General features: G+C 68.5%; 13 protein-coding genes. 8 read left to right on the forward strand and 5 right to left on the reverse strand.

Annotation, left to right across the window (positions count from 1 at the left end; genetic code table 11):
* The first annotated feature begins 384 nt into the window (after positions 1–384).
* Positions 385–1,260: an exonuclease domain-containing protein gene (locus QM809_RS15395; protein ID WP_415046594.1), complete on the forward strand. Its 876-nt coding sequence runs from the start codon at positions 385–387 to the stop codon at positions 1,258–1,260.
* Positions 1,261–1,396: 136 nt separating this feature from the next.
* Here the strand turns inward: QM809_RS15395 and rpsO are convergent, their stop codons facing one another.
* Positions 1,397–1,666 (reverse strand): 30S ribosomal protein S15, encoded by a 270-nt coding sequence (gene rpsO, locus QM809_RS15400; protein WP_415046595.1) that lies wholly within the window; start codon positions 1,664–1,666, stop codon positions 1,397–1,399.
* A 102-nt stretch (positions 1,667–1,768) separates the two neighbouring features.
* Positions 1,769–2,734, reverse strand: coding sequence for a bifunctional riboflavin kinase/FAD synthetase (locus tag QM809_RS15405; protein ID WP_415046596.1), 966 nt, complete (start codon positions 2,732–2,734; stop codon positions 1,769–1,771).
* Between the two features lie 41 nt (positions 2,735–2,775).
* Between QM809_RS15405 and QM809_RS15410 the strand changes: the two genes are divergently transcribed.
* A complete protein-coding gene (locus QM809_RS15410) occupies positions 2,776–3,456 on the forward strand; it encodes a metal-dependent transcriptional regulator (RefSeq protein ID WP_415046597.1) in 681 nt (226 codons plus the stop codon).
* Positions 3,457–3,671: 215 nt separating this feature from the next.
* Here QM809_RS15410 and truB read toward each other — a convergent pair whose 3' ends face one another.
* From truB to QM809_RS15425, 3 genes are read right to left on the reverse strand one after another with little or no spacing between them, the layout of a single operon-like run.
* Positions 3,672–4,571 (reverse strand): tRNA pseudouridine(55) synthase TruB, encoded by a 900-nt coding sequence (truB, locus tag QM809_RS15415; RefSeq protein ID WP_415046598.1) that lies wholly within the window; start codon positions 4,569–4,571, stop codon positions 3,672–3,674.
* A 20-nt stretch (positions 4,572–4,591) separates the two neighbouring features.
* Positions 4,592–6,658, reverse strand: coding sequence for an acyltransferase family protein (locus QM809_RS15420; protein ID WP_415046599.1), 2,067 nt, complete (start codon positions 6,656–6,658; stop codon positions 4,592–4,594).
* Positions 6,659–6,661: 3 nt separating this feature from the next.
* On the reverse strand, positions 6,662–7,330 hold the full coding sequence (locus QM809_RS15425; protein WP_415046600.1) for a 4'-phosphopantetheinyl transferase family protein: 669 nt from the start codon (positions 7,328–7,330) through the stop codon (positions 6,662–6,664).
* Positions 7,331–7,519: 189 nt separating this feature from the next.
* Here QM809_RS15425 and QM809_RS15430 point away from each other — a divergent pair, with 189 nt between their 5' ends.
* From QM809_RS15430 to QM809_RS15455, 6 genes are all read left to right on the forward strand, one after another.
* Positions 7,520–8,824 carry a hypothetical protein gene (locus tag QM809_RS15430; protein ID WP_415046601.1) on the forward strand — a complete coding sequence of 435 codons (1,305 nt, stop codon included), beginning with the start codon at positions 7,520–7,522 and terminating at the stop codon, positions 8,822–8,824.
* A 157-nt stretch (positions 8,825–8,981) separates the two neighbouring features.
* Positions 8,982–10,634: a Cas10/Cmr2 second palm domain-containing protein gene (locus QM809_RS15435; protein ID WP_415046602.1), complete on the forward strand. Its 1,653-nt coding sequence runs from the start codon at positions 8,982–8,984 to the stop codon at positions 10,632–10,634.
* Positions 10,631–12,928, forward strand: coding sequence for an RAMP superfamily CRISPR-associated protein (locus QM809_RS15440; protein ID WP_415046603.1), 2,298 nt, complete (start codon positions 10,631–10,633; stop codon positions 12,926–12,928). The genes QM809_RS15435 and QM809_RS15440 overlap by 4 nt, the downstream gene beginning before the upstream one ends.
* Positions 12,925–14,508, forward strand: coding sequence for an RAMP superfamily CRISPR-associated protein (locus tag QM809_RS15445; RefSeq protein ID WP_415046604.1), 1,584 nt, complete (start codon positions 12,925–12,927; stop codon positions 14,506–14,508). The genes QM809_RS15440 and QM809_RS15445 overlap by 4 nt, the downstream gene beginning before the upstream one ends.
* Positions 14,501–15,058: a CRISPR-associated protein Csx19 gene (gene csx19, locus QM809_RS15450; protein WP_415046606.1), complete on the forward strand. Its 558-nt coding sequence runs from the start codon at positions 14,501–14,503 to the stop codon at positions 15,056–15,058. Before QM809_RS15445 ends, csx19 begins: the two co-directional genes overlap by 8 nt.
* A gap of 4 nt (positions 15,059–15,062) precedes the next feature.
* Positions 15,063–17,126, forward strand: a complete 2,064-nt coding sequence (locus QM809_RS15455) for a TIGR03986 family CRISPR-associated RAMP protein (RefSeq protein WP_415046607.1) — start codon at positions 15,063–15,065, stop codon at positions 17,124–17,126.
* The last annotated feature ends 2 nt before the right edge of the window (positions 17,127–17,128 follow it).

Genomic DNA, 17,128 nt, shown 5'->3' on the forward strand with positions numbered 1-17,128 from the left:
AAATCCCTTTCGTTGCGCGACACCGTGTCGTTCGGCGCCGCGAGATATGCAGTGGCCGGCCCCGCGCAGAGCGCGGTGCCGAAACGTTGAACTGCCTTGGGTACGGCCGGAATGCGCGCCGCTCCATCGGGCCCGCACAAGGGGACCCGGCGGCGTGAGACGGCCATCGATCGAAGCGGCCGGAACCCCGTCGGATCGATCCGACGTTCCGGCAGCCACTACCGAAGACCGGTCTGCCTACACATTCGACGCACCGTCACCAGCACAATCGTTCTCGGTGATTCTAGCACTCGACGGCCCGGCGACGGCCGATCACACGACGACGGGGTTCCGTCCTCCCCCGCCGTGCCGTCTTTGTCACACCCACCGCATAGGCTCCATCACGTGCAACCGCCGATCCTCTCGGGCCCCGCCGGCGCCGCCGTGGCCCAGCGTTTCCCTCGCAGCTACGCCGTCGTCGACGTCGAGACCTCCGGGCTGAGCGCGCGTTCCGACCGCGTCCTGCAGATCGCCGTGACCCAGCTCGGCCCCGACCTCGCCGTCGAGTCGTCGTGGTCCACCCTGCTGAATCCGGGATGCGATCCGGGTCCGGTCCACATCCACGGACTCACCCGGACCAGACTCGCCGGCGCACCGCGGTACGACGACGTCGCCGAGCACCTCGGCCGGATGCTCGACGGGCGCGTCCTGGTGGCGCACAACGCCCGCTTCGACTGGTCTTTCCTGTCGGCCGAGGCGCAGCGCATCCGGCAGCCGTTGCCGGTCCGCGAGCGGCTGTGCACCATGGCCCTCACCCGCCGCCTCGACCTCCCGACGCGTGATCTGAAGCTCCGCTCGGTCGCCGACTACTGGGGTGTCGGCGATTGGCGGGAACACGATGCCGCCGCGGACGTCCTGGCGACCGTCGAGGTCTTCCAGCGCTCGATGGTCCTCGCCGACCGCCGTGGACTCGACCTCCCGCTCCACTCCTGCACGACGACGGCACCGAAGCCCGCCCCCTGGTCCACCGCGCCGAAGCGGGCGCCGGGCCGTCTCGGCGGCCGACGCGTGCTGCTGCTCGGCGGCAGCCCCGCCGAACGCGATGCGCTCCGCGGCCGGATCGAGGCCGAGGGCGGCCGGGTCGCGGTCAACCTCACCGCGACGGTCACCCACGCCGTGTGCCTCCGCGATCACGACGCCGACCGGCGCTGGGCCACACTGGTCGACCGCGGGATCCCCCTGCTCGACGCCGAGACCCTGAACCCCCTCAAGACGGAGTAGCCCCGGAAGACGCCGGAGCAACCCTCGGAGAGGGAGCAACAGCACGACGGCGGAGTCCGGAGACGACGACGGCCGCCCCGCCGGAAGGCGGAGCGGCCGTGACGAGAAGCCGTGTCGGGCGCGAGGGCCCGGGCGATCAGCGACGCAGGCCGAGGCGCTCGATCAGCGAGCGGTAACGGTTGATGTCGACCGAGGCCAGGTACTTCAGCAGGCGACGGCGACGACCGACCAGCAGGAGCAGGCCACGACGGCTGTGGTGGTCGTGCTTGTGCTGCTTGAGGTGCTCGGTCAGGTCGGTGATGCGCTTGGTCAGCAGGGCGACCTGAGCCTCGGGCGAGCCGGTGTCGGTCTCGTGGACGCCGTACTCGGCGAGGACGGCCTTCTTCTGCTCAGCAGTCAGCGACATGCGTGATTCTCCTTGTTCCAGTTCCGTGTTCCGAAGACTCCGCGACCGCGGAGCGGTGCGCCGCCACGGACCGCAGCAGCACCAGCGGAGAAGACTACCAGTTCAGGAGTCGGCTTCGAGAATCGAGCGGGTGCGTTCGACGTCGTCGCCGATCGCGGTGATCAGCGAGTCGAGGTCGTCGTAGGCCTCCATGCCGCGGATCCGGCTCACGAAGTCGACGCAGACGTGCTGGCCGTAGATGTCGGCGTCGACGTCGAGCACGTACGCCTCCACCGTGCGGTCGCGCCCGGAGAAGGTCGGGTTGGTCCCCACCGACACCGCCGACATGTACCGCTGGCCGGCCACCATGCCCTCGGGTGCGTGACCGCCCGGCTGGACGGTGAACCAGGCGGCGTACACGCCGTCGCCGGGGATCGCGGCGTGCGCGGTGGCCGACACGTTGGCGGTCGGATAGCCCAGGTCGCGGCCCCGTTTCTCGCCGTGCACCACGACGCCCTCCACGCGATGCGGGCGGCCGAGGGCTTCGGCGGCCAGTTCGACGTCGCCCGCCCCGATGCACGACCGGATGTAGGTCGAGGAGAAGGTCACCGCGTGCTCGCCGAACAGCGAGACGGCGGTCACCTCGAAGCCGAACCGCTCGCCCAGTTCGCGGAGCCGGGCGACGTCGCCGGTGGCCTTGTGGCCGAAGGTGAAGTTGTCGCCGACCACCACCTCGGCGGCGTGCAACTGCTCGACGAGGACCTCGTGGACGAACTCCTCCGGCGACTGCGCGGACACCGTCGTGTTGAACGGGATCACGCAGAAGACGTCGATCCCCATCTCCTCGGCCAGGTCGGCGCGCCGACGCAGCGTCGACAGCTGCGGCGGGTGACTCCCCGGCCGCACCACCTCCGACGGATGCGGATCGAAGGTCATCAGCACCGACGGGATCCCCCGTTCGGCCGCCGACCTGGTGGCCGCACCCACCAGTTGGGCGTGACCGCGGTGCACACCGTCGAACACGCCGATCGTCACGACACACCGACCCCAGCCCGGGGGAACATTCGACAACCCTCGCCAACGCAACACGGTGTCCAGCGTACGACTCGCCGCCGAGTAAACTCACGCCCATGCCCCACTCACGCCCGGTCGGTGACCTCACCTCGGTGACCCAGGACTATCTGAAGGTGATCTGGACGTCCCAGGAGTGGAGCGAGGTCAAGGTCACCACCAAACTCCTCGCCGAGAAGCTCGGCGTCTCGCCGTCCACCGCTTCGGAGGGCATCCGCAAACTCGCCGACCAGGGTCTGGTGGAGCACGCCCGCTACGGTTCGGTCTCCCTCACCGACGACGGCCGGGAGGCCGCGGTCGGGATGGTGCGCCGCCACCGGCTGCTCGAGACGTTCCTGGTGCGCGAGCTCGGGTACGGCTGGGACGAGGTGCACGACGAGGCCGAGGTCCTCGAACACGCCGTGTCCGACGGCCTGATGGCCCGGATCGACGCGAAACTCGGTTTCCCGCAGCACGATCCGCACGGCGACCCGATCCCGTCCGCCGACGGCCGCATCCCCGACGCGGCCTCCCACCAGCTCGCCGACCTCGACGTGGGCGAATCCGGCGTCATCAGCCGGATCTCCGACTCCGACTCCGACATGCTCCGCTACTTCCAGGAGATCGGGATCGACCTGGAGCGCACCGTGCGGGTGGTGGAGAAGCGCCCGTTCGCGGGCACCATCGCGGTCTCCGTCGACGACGGCGAACTGATCCACCTGGGCGACGTCGCCTCCCGCGCCATCTTCCTCGACGGCTGACACCCCAACCCCGTCACCCGCTCCTCCCCTCTCGCCGGTCGAGTCTCCCCTCGCCGGTCGAGCACCCTTTCTCGCCGGCCGAGCACCCTTTTCTCGCTGGTCGAGCGAAGTCGAGACCACACCTCCTCGCCGAGGGCGATCTCGACTCCGCTCGATCAGCGAGGAGGGGCGCTCGATCAACGAGGCGAAGGCTCGATCAAGGAGGCAGAACTCGCTCAGCGGAGCGTCGCCGGGCGCACCACCATCACCGAGGCCGCGCGGCGGCCCTTCTCCTGCACCAGTGCGATCGCCCGGCCCGCCGGGTCGACCACCGCGTACACCTCTTTCCGCCCGATCGGCTCCAGCCAGCGGCCCTGGCTGATCGATTCGGCCTCGTCGTCGGTGATGTCGCGGTGCGGGAAGCAGAGTTTGGCCGCGGCGTCGATGTCCAGGCTCACACCGGGGTCGGCGATCACGTCGTCGAGGGTCCGGGCGTGGTCCAGCGTGAACGGTCCCACCGCGGTGCGCCGCAGCGCGGTCAGGTGGCCGCCGACGCCGAGCGCGGCGCCCAGGTCACGGGCCAGCGAACGGATGTAGGTGCCCGACGAGCAGTCCACCTCGACGTCCAGGTCGACGAACTCCCCGGCCCGTCGGGTGTCGACGACGGCGAAGCGGTGCACGGTCACCGGACGGGACCGGAGTTCGAACTCGGCGCCGTCGCGGACCAGTGCGTGGGCGCGCCGGCCGTCGACCTTGATGGCGCTCACCTTGGCCGGGACCTGCTCGATGTCGCCGGTCAGCGCGGCGATGCCCGCGGCGATCTGCTCGTCGGTGACCGGAGAGGCGTCGGCGGTGCTCAGCGGCTCGCCCTCGGCGTCGTCGGTGGTGGTGGACGCGCCGAGACGAATGGTCGCCGAGTAGCTCTTGGTGGTCAGCGAGAGCAGTCCGAGGAGTTTGGTGGCGCGTTCGATCCCGACCACCAGCACACCGGTCGCCATCGGGTCGAGGGTGCCTGCGTGGCCGACGCGTCGGGTGTCGAAGGCCTTGCGGCAGCGGGACACGACGTCGTGGCTGGTCATCCCGGCGGCTTTGTCGACGACGAGCAGTCCGGCGTTCTCAATGGTGGAATCGGCCATTCCCCGATTCTCTCAAGCGGTCAGTACCGCTCCGGGAACCACCCCAGGGCGTGGCCGAGGGCGTGCTCGATCTCCGGGATCATCGTGAGCACGAACGTCCGCGTGTAGTGGTGCGAGTCCCGGTAGACCAGGACGTTGCCGACCACCGCCGGGCACACGGTCGCGTCGCACTGGGCGTCGGTGAAGTCGACGACGGTCACCCCCGGCATGCCGCCGAGCGCGGTGATCGCGGGGTTTTCCGGGGCCAGGGCGCGGGCGCGCGGGACGCCGCAGTACTCGGCGTCGTTCCGGGCCGACATGCAGTCGAACGGCTGGCGGTGTTCGCCGTGTTCGTCGAGCAGCCAGGGCAGGTCGCGCACGCCGATCACGGGGATCCCCTCGCTGGAGAGCCGCGCGAAGACGTCGATGTACCACTGCGGCGTGTAGTCGCCGGGTCCGGCCTTCTCCCGGGGCCGCGTCGACGTCGTGAAAACGGCGTCGGGGCGTGCGGCGACCGCGTGTTCGAGTGCCTTGTCCTGCCAGGTGCGGCAGTGTTCGCGCTCGGTCGACTGCGGTGCCGTCGGACCGGTGGCCAGCGAACATCCCACCATGAGCACGGTCTCGACGGTGAAGTCGTGGTTCTTGCCGATCACGTCGAGCGCGGGCAGGTAGTGCTCGGCGTGGGAGCCGCCGAGCAGCATCAGGACCTTGCGGCCCGGTGCGCGCGGGGCGCCGTAGTCGCAGGTGATGAGGTCGGCGTCGTCGACCCCGGTGTTGACGCAGCCGTCGTGCCCGGACTGCGGGAGGTCGGTGCGCGACACCTCGGCGCGCGGCAGGAACTCGACGCCGGAAGGCACCGCCGTTCCGGTGCGGGCGGAGGCGCCCGGGTGCTGGGTCCAGTCGATGTCGTCGATCGACGCCACCTGGGTGGACGAGAGTCCCGCCTGGACCGCGACGACCAGCGCGGCGACCGTGCCGACGATCACCGCCGGGGTCCGGAACCTGACGTGTCTGCGCGGGAGCCCGTCGGTGAGCAGGGCGTCGGTGCCCACGGCGAGCAGCAGGGACAGCGCGATGATCGCGAGGCCGTCGAGCAGCCCCACCTGCTGGATCGGGGTGCCGTGGTGGTTCCGGTACACCAGGTAGGTCATCAGCAGCGGCCAGTGCCACAGGTAGAGCGGGAAGGCCAGTGCGCCGAGCCGCACCATCGGCGCCCACGACAGCGCCCGGGTGGTGATGCTCGATCCGCCGGTCCCGGCGAGGAACACCAGGAGGGTGCCGCCGATCGGCAGCAGAGCCGCCGGACCGGGGAAGGTGGCGGCGCCGTCGACGACGAGCCCGGTGGCGAAGAGCATCGCCAGTCCGACGATGCCGGCGAGCTGCCGCCAGCGGCCGGGGACCGTCAGGTTCGCGACGGCCAGCCCGACCAGACCGCCGAGGGCGATCTCCCAGAACCGGGACAGCGTGTTGTAGTAGTTCAGCGTCTGGTTGACCGAGACGGCGTGCGTGGCCCAGCCGAACGAGGCGACGGTGGTCGCGGCGATCACCGCGACCAGGATCCGGTGGATCGACGAGTGCGGGAGCTCCCCTCGTCGTACCCGACGACGCAGGAACCGGCCGATCAGCACGACGCCGACGATCAGCAGCGCGAACACCTGCGCCTGCACGGCCAGCGACCAGAGCTGCTGGAACGGCGACGGCATCGACGTGGCGTCGGCGTAGCTCAGATTCCGCAGGCCCAGCGCCCAGTTCTCGGCGAACAGGTCGGACCAGAGCGCATCGACCAGGGTCTCCGAGCGGCGCGACGACGGGTAGACGAACCAGGCAGCCGGGACCGTGACGGCCACGACCAACGCCATCGGGATCCAGAGCCGTTTGAGGATCCGCCACAGCCGCGGCAGCGGGTCGTCCACCGGTTCCCGCGAGGTCTGCGAACGGATCAGCGACGGGATCAGGAAGAAACCGGAGATGAACAGGAAGGCGTCCACGCCACCGGAGACCGTGCCGAACCAGATGTGGAACACGACGACGAGCATGATCGCGATTCCGCGCAGGCCTTCGACGTCGGTCCGGCGCACGGTGCGGGACGCGGGGGTGGTGACGGTCATGTGTCAGGTGAGCGCGATGGTGGTGAGGATCAGTCCGTCGGCGATCAGCCACCGGCCCGGGAGCGTCAGCAGCGGCGCTCCCCCGTCGATCGTCGCGCCGTCGATCAGGATCTGCGAGGTGAAGGTGCCCGCGGCGACGTCGCCCTCGCCGGCGTCCCGGGTGAAGGTGATGTGCGCGTCCTCGAAACCCAGCCAGCGCTGGGTGAGCGGGAACCAGGCCTTGTAGGTGGCCTCCTTGGCGCAGAACAGCAGCCGATCCCAGTGGATCGAGTCGTCGCGGGTGGCCAGCACCTCGCGCTCGGCGGCGATGCTGGTGTGCGAGAGCACCCCGTCGGGCAGCGCCTCGTGCGGTTCGGCGTCGATCCCGAGGGACCGGATCTGCATGGCGTAAGCGGCCACCGCCGCACGGTAGCCGTCGCAGTGGGTCAGCGACCCGACCACGTTCGACGGCCACAGCGGCATCCCGCGCTCGCCGCGCAGGATCGGGGCCGGCTCCACGCCGATCTGCGCCAGGGCTCCGCGCGCGCAGTGACGCGCGGTGGTGAACTCGCGACGACGCTTCTCCACCGCGCGGGAGATCAGGCTCTCCTCGGCGGGCAGCAGCCGGGCGTCCGCGGGGTCGCCGAAGGCCTCGGCGGTCCCGACCCCGCGGGGGAACAGCAGCTCGATCACCGTCTCACCTCCGTCTGGGTCCGGGCACGGATTTCGACCCCTGATCGTGCCAGGTGAGACTGAGAGGTCGCTAATTCAGAGAGGCATGTCACTACGGTCATGCGGTGGCCTCACCCGCGGCTCCCGACCGTTCCTCGATACCGTGTGATCCGCACCCGATCACGGGGCCTTCTGGAAGACTCGCTGACCGTGAGTCCTTCAACGATCGGCAGCGCCGCGCAACGCACCGGCAGGAGACTGCTCCCGGAGAGCCGGACACTGATCATCGCGGGTGTATCGCTGTCCGCGTTCACCGCGTCGACCGGCTGGCTCGCCGAGAAACTGTTCGACAAGTCCATTCCGGTCGCGTGGGCCGCCAGCGGGATCACTCTCCTTCTCTGGATCGTGATGATCCGATGGGCCGGACGATTGCGAGCCGACACCGGCACTCTCTACTACCTTCGTCTGCAACCGACCGGTCATGTCCCCCGCCACGACCTCGCGGCGACGCTGACGAGCAAGGATGCGCGCGATTTCCGGGCGGTCCGCCGGACTCACGCCGCCATCGCCCGGAACGCGACGGAGGTCGACCTGCTCGGCCCCACCGCCGACCTCTATACCGAGTTCGAACGATCCACCAACGACGACGACGATTCGACCCTGTTCGAGATCGCTCCCGACCTCCCGTGGCCCGTCGCACTGCGGGTGGGTTTCGACTGGACGCCGAGACATCGTGTCCGCATGATCGAGCTGGCCGAGCAGGGCGGTTCCTCACACACACGCTGGTCTCTCGATTCCGAGCGAGAGTCTTTGGTGCTCGGCCGGTCTCCGATGACTGCCCGAACGCATCCCTCCCGGTTCGGACCGATCGTCATCGCGGCGGGGGCGCGGAGTTCCCCGCCGAACACCGACCGGCCCCGAACGGCCCCGGAGGTCAGGCGTGTACGGGTGGCTCTCTTCGCGACGCCGAACGGACTCCCCGTCTTCACCGCCGACCCGGACTCATCGTCCGATTCGAGATCACGTGTTCCGATCCGTCCGGGCGAGCCCGAGTACGACGTCACCCACATCGTCTACTGCGGCGATCTCGAATCAGTTGATTCTCCTCCGTCCACCCCACCCGGTTCAGATTCGGATGCTGCTGGAACACGCTCCGATCAGCGACGTGTCCGTTTGAAGGGCATGTCCTACCGCGACGGCGTCCCGGTCGCGGTGGAGGACCTCGGCGAGGACGAAGACAGCGAGTTCGTCGACGGGAACACGCTGACCGATTCACTCGTCTGGCACATCCACGCGGTGTTCGCCGCGTTCCCCGACGCCCGTATCGACATCACCGCACGAGTGCCGAAGACGATCGCGTTCAGTCTCGGAGTCGCTCTCGGCCGCTACAGCGCACCGCCGTTCGACGTCCATCCGCATCTGGCCGCGATCTGGGAGCGAGGGCGGTTCATGGACTACGCGAACGGCGTCTTCGTCCCCGCGTTGGTGCATCCCGCACAGCGTTCGCCGACGTAACCGACACTGGCACAACGTCACCCGTCTTGTCGCCCATTTGTGCGAATCTCGCGTCCCGGGCGGCGCTTCGCGCCACAGGGCATCCGCTTCTGTGATCCACTGTGCACGGTCTTCTGGCGACAACACCACACGCTGCGCGGCCTTTCCACCGCACGACGTGTTCGGCACCGAAAGCGACGGCATGCACTGGGTTCTGATCGAAACCGGCTCCAACCAGAACTACATCTTCTCCACCTCGAAGCAGCGACTGCAGGTGGCGGCCTCGGCCGCGATCTGGGAACTCGGCTACCACTGGGTGTCCGACGCGGCCCAGGCGGTGATCGACGACGTCAACCGGCGCACGAAGCGAGAGATTCGCTTCGTCTCCGATCCCGACGACTCCTGGACCGTCGACGACGACGTCGTGGTCCACGTGGTGAAGGCCTCCGGCAAGGCATCTCTTCTAGTCCCCGATCGTGAGCTGGGCGTCGAGATCGTCCGCCGGGTGACGGGGACGGCGATCGAGAAGGGCTCCGGAATCGATGTGTGGGGTCATGTGTCCCCCGAACCGCTCTCGAAGGACCTGGGCGACGCCGCGGTGCGGTTGCGCAACGCGACGATCGAACTCGAGCGGCAGCGTTACCGTCGACCGTCACCGCTGAGTGCGGATCCCGCGCTCCCCTTCCATCTTCCGTGCGCCTATACGGGACGTCCCACCGCTACGTTCGGCGCCGAGTCCGACGGTGAGGATCGACCGCGATCGCTCCAGGCCGACTTCCTCTTCGAGAGCGTCCGACAGGCCCGGGGGCGAATGCTCGAACGCTTCGACGGGAACCCGGTCATCGTCGGTGATCGCCACCTCGGCGATGCGTTCGACGAGTCGTCGTGGGTCGGGGTGATCCATGCCGACGGCAACGGGATCGGCAAGATCTTCACCAACCTCGCGGCGATCGCCGACGGAGCGTCGTTCATCCAGCGCCAGATGGTGTTGAGCCGAAATCTCGAGGAGATCACGTGGGAGGCACTGCGCCGGACCGTCGACCACGTCTCGGCCGTCGCCGAACACGACACGGTGCTTCCGATCCTGGTCGGTGGTGACGACGTGATCGTCGTGGTCGACGGCCCGATCGCCGTCGAGTTCGCCGTGACGCTCTCGAGGAGCTTCGAGACGGTGGCACGGGAGGCGATCGGGCAGCCGTTCACCGATGCCTTCCAGGACATCCGAGAACAGTTGCCCCATCTCGCCGCGGCGACCAGCCAGAACGCCCAACACCTCTCGATGGCGGTGGGCTTGGCGCTGGTCAAGGCCAAACATCCGTTCCACCATGCCGTCGAGTTGGCCGAGGCCTTGACGTCGCGAGCCAAGGAGACCACGCGCGCCGAGGGTGCGGTCGCGATCTACGCGCTCTTCGAGAGCGCGATCCGCGATCTGGCCACGCTGCTGGCCGACGACTCGATCGCCGGCCGGACCTACCTCGGTCGGCCACTGCGCATAGACGGCGGCGGGGTGGGCACCGTCGACGAACTGCGCCGTGTGATCGCCGAGATCGATACGGTCAGCCGGGGCACCGTCCAGTCGATCCGCGAAGCCCTCACCACCGCCCGAAGTCCGGAGGACGCCGCCGACCGTCTCCGTAAGGTCCGCCGTCAGGCCGCTCATCTCAACATCGGACTCGGCGACATGCTGTCGGCGATCACCGTCGCCGACGCCGAGGAGAAGTCCGAGGACCTGTACAGCGCGGAGTCGCCGACGACGCTGATCACCGCACTCGAATTGCTGAGTATCTCCGACCAACCGTTCGCCCCGTCACCCGTGGAGGCCGCATCGTGACCCATCCGCTCACCGTCTCGGCAGTGATGGCATCCGACTGGCACGTCGGTTCCGGAGAGGGGGCGACCAAACAGGTGGACCGCGCCGTCGTCCGCGATGCGGCCGGCCTGCCCTACCTCCCCGCGAAGACGCTGACCGGGGTGCTCCGTGAACGCGCCGAGCAGGTGGCGGACTCGCTCGACGCCGACCAGCCCGACGATCACTGGGCCGAGTGGGTGCGCTGGCTGTTCGGGTCACGGCCCGACCGGTCGACGGCGAAGTCCGACGACCACCGCCGGGAGACGCCGATCCCGGCTGCACTGATGACCGCACCGCTGCGGATCACCGAGAGCGTGCGTGCGGACGAGGTCGCCGATCTGCTCGACGTGCATCCCGACGAACTCCGCCGCGCCGCCACGGTGCTGCGCACGAACGTCGCGATCGACCGGACCACCGGCACCGCCGCGGACGACCAGCTCCGTACCGATGAGCGGGCTCGCGCCGGTCTGCGGCTCGACGGCACCTGGGCGCTGGCCACCGACCGGCCTCTCCGAGACGTGTGGCCCGCGGTCTTCCTCCTCCAGGCGGCGGCGAGGCTCACCGCGGCGGTCGGGGGCAAGCGGCGTCGTGGTGCGGGAGAGCTCACGCTCACCCTCACCGCTCCGGGTGCGCGGGATTTCGACGCGCTGGCGGCGTCGGCGATCGCCGACGCTCCGCCGATGCCGCCGGCGGCTCCCGCCGCGGCCGGAACGTCCGCCGCCGATCTTCCGCACGGCCCGCTCCGGCACGCGCTCACAGCATGGATCACGACGCGGTCGCCCCTGCTGGTCGGCGCCACCACCCGCGGCAACACCGTCACGTCGTCGACGACGATCCCTGGTGCGGCACTGCTCCCCCTCGTCACCGAGGCACTGGGTCTCGATTTCACCGCCGTCCGCGACGGCCGCGTGGTGGTGACGCCCGCGACTCCGGTGATCGGGGACGAACGGACCGTCCCCTGGCCGATGACTCTGACACGGGAGAAGGGCCGTACGTCCGGCGAAGTGGTGAACGGACTGTGCGTGCACACCTTCGATCCCAAACACAAGCCGGCGCGCGACCACTACGTCGCGGCGTTCGACGACTGCTGGGCGAGTACGAAGCCCGCACTGACCCAGCGCATGCACGTGTCGGTTCACGAGGACCGCGACTCCGAGGTGTTCACCTACGAGGCCGTAGCGCCCGGCACCGGCTTCGCCGCCGAGGTCTGGCTGCCCGAGGGACACCGGGTCCGACTCGACAGTCTGCCGACGCAGGCACGCATCGGCCAGTCGCGGAAAGACGACTACGGGGACGTCCGGATCCGCTGGACCGCAGCGGAGAAACGCCGTGCACCCGATGCCATCGAAGCGGGTGCCGAGTTCTCGGTCTTCCTCGAATCCGATGTGCTGCTCCGCGGTCCGTCCGGCGGTCCGGATCCGACCGTCGAGGGGCTGCTGCGGGCGCTCGGCGCGCGCCTCGGCGTCGAACTCACCGAGGCCGAGGCGATCCGGGAACCCGCTGCGGAAGGTGAGAGAGGCGAACGGGTCAGTGTGACCCGCGCCGTGAACACCGTCCGGATCGATTCGTGGCAGACCCGGTGGGGGTTGCCACGCCCCTCGCTGATCGGGCTGGCCGCGGGCGGGGTGATCCAGGTGAAGACCGACGGCGAGATCACGGCGGAGAAACTCGAATCCCTCCACGTCGGTGTCGGCGAACGGACCGCCGAGGGGTTCGGCCGGATCCGCATCGCCGATCCGCTGTTGCAGGATCCGCACCCGACGTTCGACGTCGCTCCCGCCGCCCGAGAACCCGGAAGCGCTCAGAGGACACTCGCCGCGGACACCCGGCAGGTGATGGTCGAGGCGGTGCTCTCCGGCAGGGTCTCGCGTGCGGTGGATGCGCTCGTCGCCGATCCCGACCGTCGGAGGCGCTGGATCCCCTCGTCGGCGAGCCGGGCCCAGAAGGGTGTGCTCCGCAGACTCGCGCTCGGTCTCGGAACCAAACGGGGGGTGGACGCCTTCGACCACTGGTACAGCGGTACCCAGACGATCCAGACGCGGAGGGCGGTCTGGGAGGAGACTGCGAAAAGGCTCAAAGCGGTGGTCGACTCGATCCCCTCCGACGAGCACGGCGACCATTTCTGGGACCTGCTGGATGCGGACGGCGACGGACGACGATTCCGTGTCCTCCTCGACCAGATCCCGGAGGAGAGCCGGGCGCGCTGGGCACGCGAGGCGTTTCAGCTGCTGCTCGTCGAACTGACTCGCGACACGACCAAGGAGAAGAGCGCGTGAAGCGAACCATCTGGGAGATCACCGGCGACCTCGTCGCCCAGTCTCCCCTGCACATCGGCGCCGCCGAATCGGGCTCGCTGATCGACGCGGTCCTGGTGCGGGACGGCCTCGGCCGCTACCTGGTCCCCGGCACCACGCTGGCCGGTGTCCTCCGGGCTCGACTCGACGGAGACTCCGCCGTGTGGGGCGACGTGGAGGACGACGAGGCCACCACGAGCGCCGTGACCGTCTTCGACGCCTGGACTGGGGATTCGGTGGCGATCGAGGAACGCACCACGACGTCGATCGACCGCGTGACCGGTGCAGCGGCCGCCCACCACCTCTTCAGCCGTGAGTATCTCGCCGAGGGCACCACCTTCCGTTTTCGCGCACTGATCGAGGGAGACGCCGAACGTCCCGAGCTGGAGCAGGAGGCGATCCGGATCGCGGCGCTGCTCCGCACCGGGATCGCGGTCGGCGCGAAGACGTCGTCCGGCTACGGTCTGATCAAGTCCAAGAACGTCGAGATCCTCCGCAAGTCGTTCGAACGATCCCGCCTGCTGGCGACGCTCGGGGTCGCAGGCAAACCGGCACGCGTCGACCATCTGAAGCACCGGGAGACACAGGACCTCCTGGTGGTCACCGTTCCGTTCACGGCCGCCGGCGCGGTGTTCGTCGCCGACAGTCGAGACGGCGGTGAGATCGGGCAGTTGCCGTTGACCGCGTCCCGCGGCGCGAACACCCACTTCGTGATTCCGGGGACGTCGTCCAAGGGGGCGTTGCGCTCACATGCCGAGGTCATCGCCCGGACCGTCACCGACGTCGACGCGCCGGCCTACGACCCGGAGAAACCCAGCAGTTTCCTCGACCAGCTGACCTCGGTGGGTCTTCACGCCGTCGGCGATCTCTTCGGTCGGGCCAACGAGAAGGCCGACGCCTCGCGTGACGCGACCGGCAGTCAGGACACCGGGAACAGCGCCGCGATCCGTGTCCACGAGACGCTCTCGGAGACGAAGATCCCCGCGACGCAGTGGGAGGCCCTGATCAACGCCAAGAACAAGCAGGACGTCCACTCTCGAGTCCGCAATCTCAACAGACAGTTGAACAAGTCCGGTGCGCACCTGGTGTTCGCGACCCGCAATTCGATCGACCGGTTCTCCGGCGGCACCGTCGATGCCAAACTCTTCACCGCTCTCGAACCGCATGTCGCCTGGCAGCCGTTGACGTTGGAGATCGATCTCGACGCTCTGACCCGGAACACCGCCGACCGGGACCGCGAGAAGGCCACGCTGGTACCGAACTCCGACCGCCGGAACGCCGCACTCGCCCTGCTGCTCTTCATCCTCTTGGACATGGCCGACGGCATCCCCGACGGCGGGCTGCGCCTCGGTGCCGATGTCACACGGGGTTCGGGCGGGCTGCGTGTCGACCGGAAGCAGATCACCCTGACCGCGAGTCGCGGATCCTACGCGGAACGTCTCAACGGCAGCCTCGACGAGGTGCTCGCCGACGACGACCTGCTCGAAGAGTTGTCGGGAGCGTGGTCCCGCCAGATCGCACATCCGGGCGACGACCAGAAGGCCGAGGAGTCTCATGTCTGACCGCCGATACCTGCACGTCGACGTGCACGACGACCTCACCGTCGAACGCGCCGCCGACCTCGTCGCCTCCGACGGGGCGCTCGGGGTGCTCTATCTTCCTGCCGAAGCCCTGTTCGTCACCTTCCAGGACGGTCTCTGGACCGCGGCGGAAGGCCGGACGATCGCCTGGACCGAGGTGTTCGAAGCCGTGTTCTTCACCCCGGACCGCCAGGTCCGATGGGTCCATCGGGACAAGGGGGCCGGTGACACCGCCGAACTGTCCGAAGCTGGCGAAGGCGACGGCACCGCACCGTTCCGGGAGAGCATCGGAGACGACGAGGCGCGTTTCCTCTGGGGACGTGCCGTCGCTGCCGACAGCACCGCCCGCTGGGCGGCACTCGACGATGCGCGCACTGGCCGGATCCGGGTGCCGACAGGAGGCAACGAGGTGAAAGGCGGAGACCGCGCACGCCTGCACCAGGTGACCTATCTGACCGAGGACGACCACGGAAACCGGTCGGTCGCCGACGTCCGATACACCCGCGTGAGCTTCACCAGTGAGAAGGGCTGAACGCATGGCTTTCATCAATCCTTACAACTTCGTCTCGACACCGCCGCGCCCGACACAGGGACCGCTCGTCGATCATTCGGCACCGTCGTTCGCGAGATTCCACTCGGAGCTCTTCAACGCCCGGCTCAAGATCAGGATGACCACCCGGACGCCGCTCCTGCTCGTCTCCCCACACGCGCAGAATCCCGTGAACTCGGCGCCCGATTCCCGCTACACCACCCGGCGTGACGCGGAAGGCGCACCGATGATGCTCGGGTCATCACTCAAGGGTGTGCTCCGATCTGCATACGAGGCCATCACCAATTCCCGCTACGGCAGCTTCGACGAAGACAAGTATCGGACGCCCGGTGCGATGCGCGTCCCACCCGGGTACGCGGCGAAGCATCTGTTCCCGATATGGGTGAGTGCGGTCTCCGACGACGATGTGGTGACGATCAGGGGCGTCGACGTCCTGACTCCGTACGATTTCGACGGCACGGTGGAACCGTCATCCGCCGCGCTGCTCCCGATCGACCTGGCGAAGGCCCGACTCCGCAAAGCACCACGGATCGACTCCTTGGACATGGTCGAGGCAGAGGCATGGCTCCGTCTCCAACGACAGGGAAACGCCTTCGCCACCTGGAAGGTGACCGATCTCGCTCTCCCCGGCCAGGATCTTCCCGCCACCGCGTCCCGGTTACCCGATACGAGAACGAACGGCCGCCCGGATCCGAGAGCCATCCGCGTCCGTGGACGAATTCACTGGACCGACGCGCCTTTCGGAAACAGGAAGCGGCACGAGCGTTTCTTCGTCTCCGAACTTCTGGAGGGACAGGACTGGGTCGAGTTCCGCGATTACGAGGACACACTCACCGACCATCTCGCCACCGGGTGGAAGGGCTTGATCGAGTCGTTCGTCGATGCTCACAAGCACGAGACCCCGCAGCAACGCGCCCGACACGGCACCTACGTCAGCGATCCCGGACGTTGGGAACTCCGTCCCGGAAGAACACTCTGGGCCAAATACGACGAGCAGACCGGCGAGAAGCTCGTGAACCTCAGTCCGGCGATGATCGGACGGAAGATGTTCGAAGCCTCGCCGTACGATCTGGTTCCGGAGAACCAACTCCCGGCACCGACCGCCGAGCACCTCTCCCCGGCCGACCGATTGTTCGGTTGGGCATCGTCTGACGCGGGCGACGAAGCCGTGGTCCAGCCCGCGGTTCGCAGTCGGCTCACCATCGATCAACCGCGAGTGACCGGCGGAGTCGATCGACCGATCATCGAGTTCGATCGTCCCGTTCCGCTCGCCGTGCTCAACGGACCGAAGACCAGCCAGTGGCTCTTCTACACCGACGTCGACGACGACGCATACCCGAAAGACGGCGGGTACCGCCCGGAGGATCGTCTCCGCGGCCGCAAATTCTTCCTGCCGCACGCCGACACGTTCGACGATTCCGCGTACTGGGCCCCGACGCCGGGTCGTCATGCCGTCGGCGACGGACGGTTCAAGGAGTATCAGCGTCCTGACCGCGTACCGGAGCAGGTGGCCGGCGAGGTGAGCGACTGGGTGGTGCCGGGTGTGGTCTTCGAGACGACGATCGACGTCCGTGACGTCTCCGAGGCCGAACTGGGGGCGCTGCTCTGGCTCCTGACCCAGGAGGATGAAGATGCGGTGCTCACCATGGGATTGGGTAAACCACTCGGTTTCGGCGCCGTCCACGTCGAATTGGACGAGGAGTCCAGTGCGATCTGGTCAGGTCGTGCGGTGAAGGATCGTTATCTGTCGCTCGTCTCGGCCGCGCGTGATCCGCTGCCGACCGTGCCGGTGGACAGGTTCCTCTCCGCCTACGACGATGCGGTGGCACAGGATCGGGGACTCCGTCGGTCACGCGACGAGTTCCAGCGCGTCCTCACCGGATATCCTGGGCACCCCGTCCACTACCCGCGCCGAACCCGGAAACCCGAGGGTGAAGGCTTCCATTGGTGGACCGACATGCGGAAGCAGCATGCCAAGAGTTCGGACTGGCGCCGGATCGCTCTGAAACAGCTCACGGACCGGCCGCCGACGCTTCCGTACACGGAGTGATC

The organism is Gordonia sp. (in: high G+C Gram-positive bacteria) (assembly GCF_047600385.1).
GTDB lineage: Bacteria > Actinomycetota > Actinomycetes > Mycobacteriales > Mycobacteriaceae > Gordonia.

Coding starts and splice junctions, on each gene's coding strand:
- csx19 (WP_415046606.1), top strand. CDS start 14,501: ATGTCTGACCGCCGATACCTGCACGTCGACGTGCACGACGACCTCACC.
- rpsO (WP_415046595.1), bottom strand. CDS start 1,666: ATGTCGCTGACTGCTGAGCAGAAGAAGGCCGTCCTCGCCGAGTACGGC.
- QM809_RS15420 (WP_415046599.1), bottom strand. CDS start 6,658: ATGACCGTCACCACCCCCGCGTCCCGCACCGTGCGCCGGACCGACGTC.
- QM809_RS15410 (WP_415046597.1), top strand. CDS start 2,776: ATGCCCCACTCACGCCCGGTCGGTGACCTCACCTCGGTGACCCAGGAC.
- QM809_RS15455 (WP_415046607.1), top strand. CDS start 15,063: ATGGCTTTCATCAATCCTTACAACTTCGTCTCGACACCGCCGCGCCCG.
- truB (WP_415046598.1), bottom strand. CDS start 4,571: ATGGCCGATTCCACCATTGAGAACGCCGGACTGCTCGTCGTCGACAAA.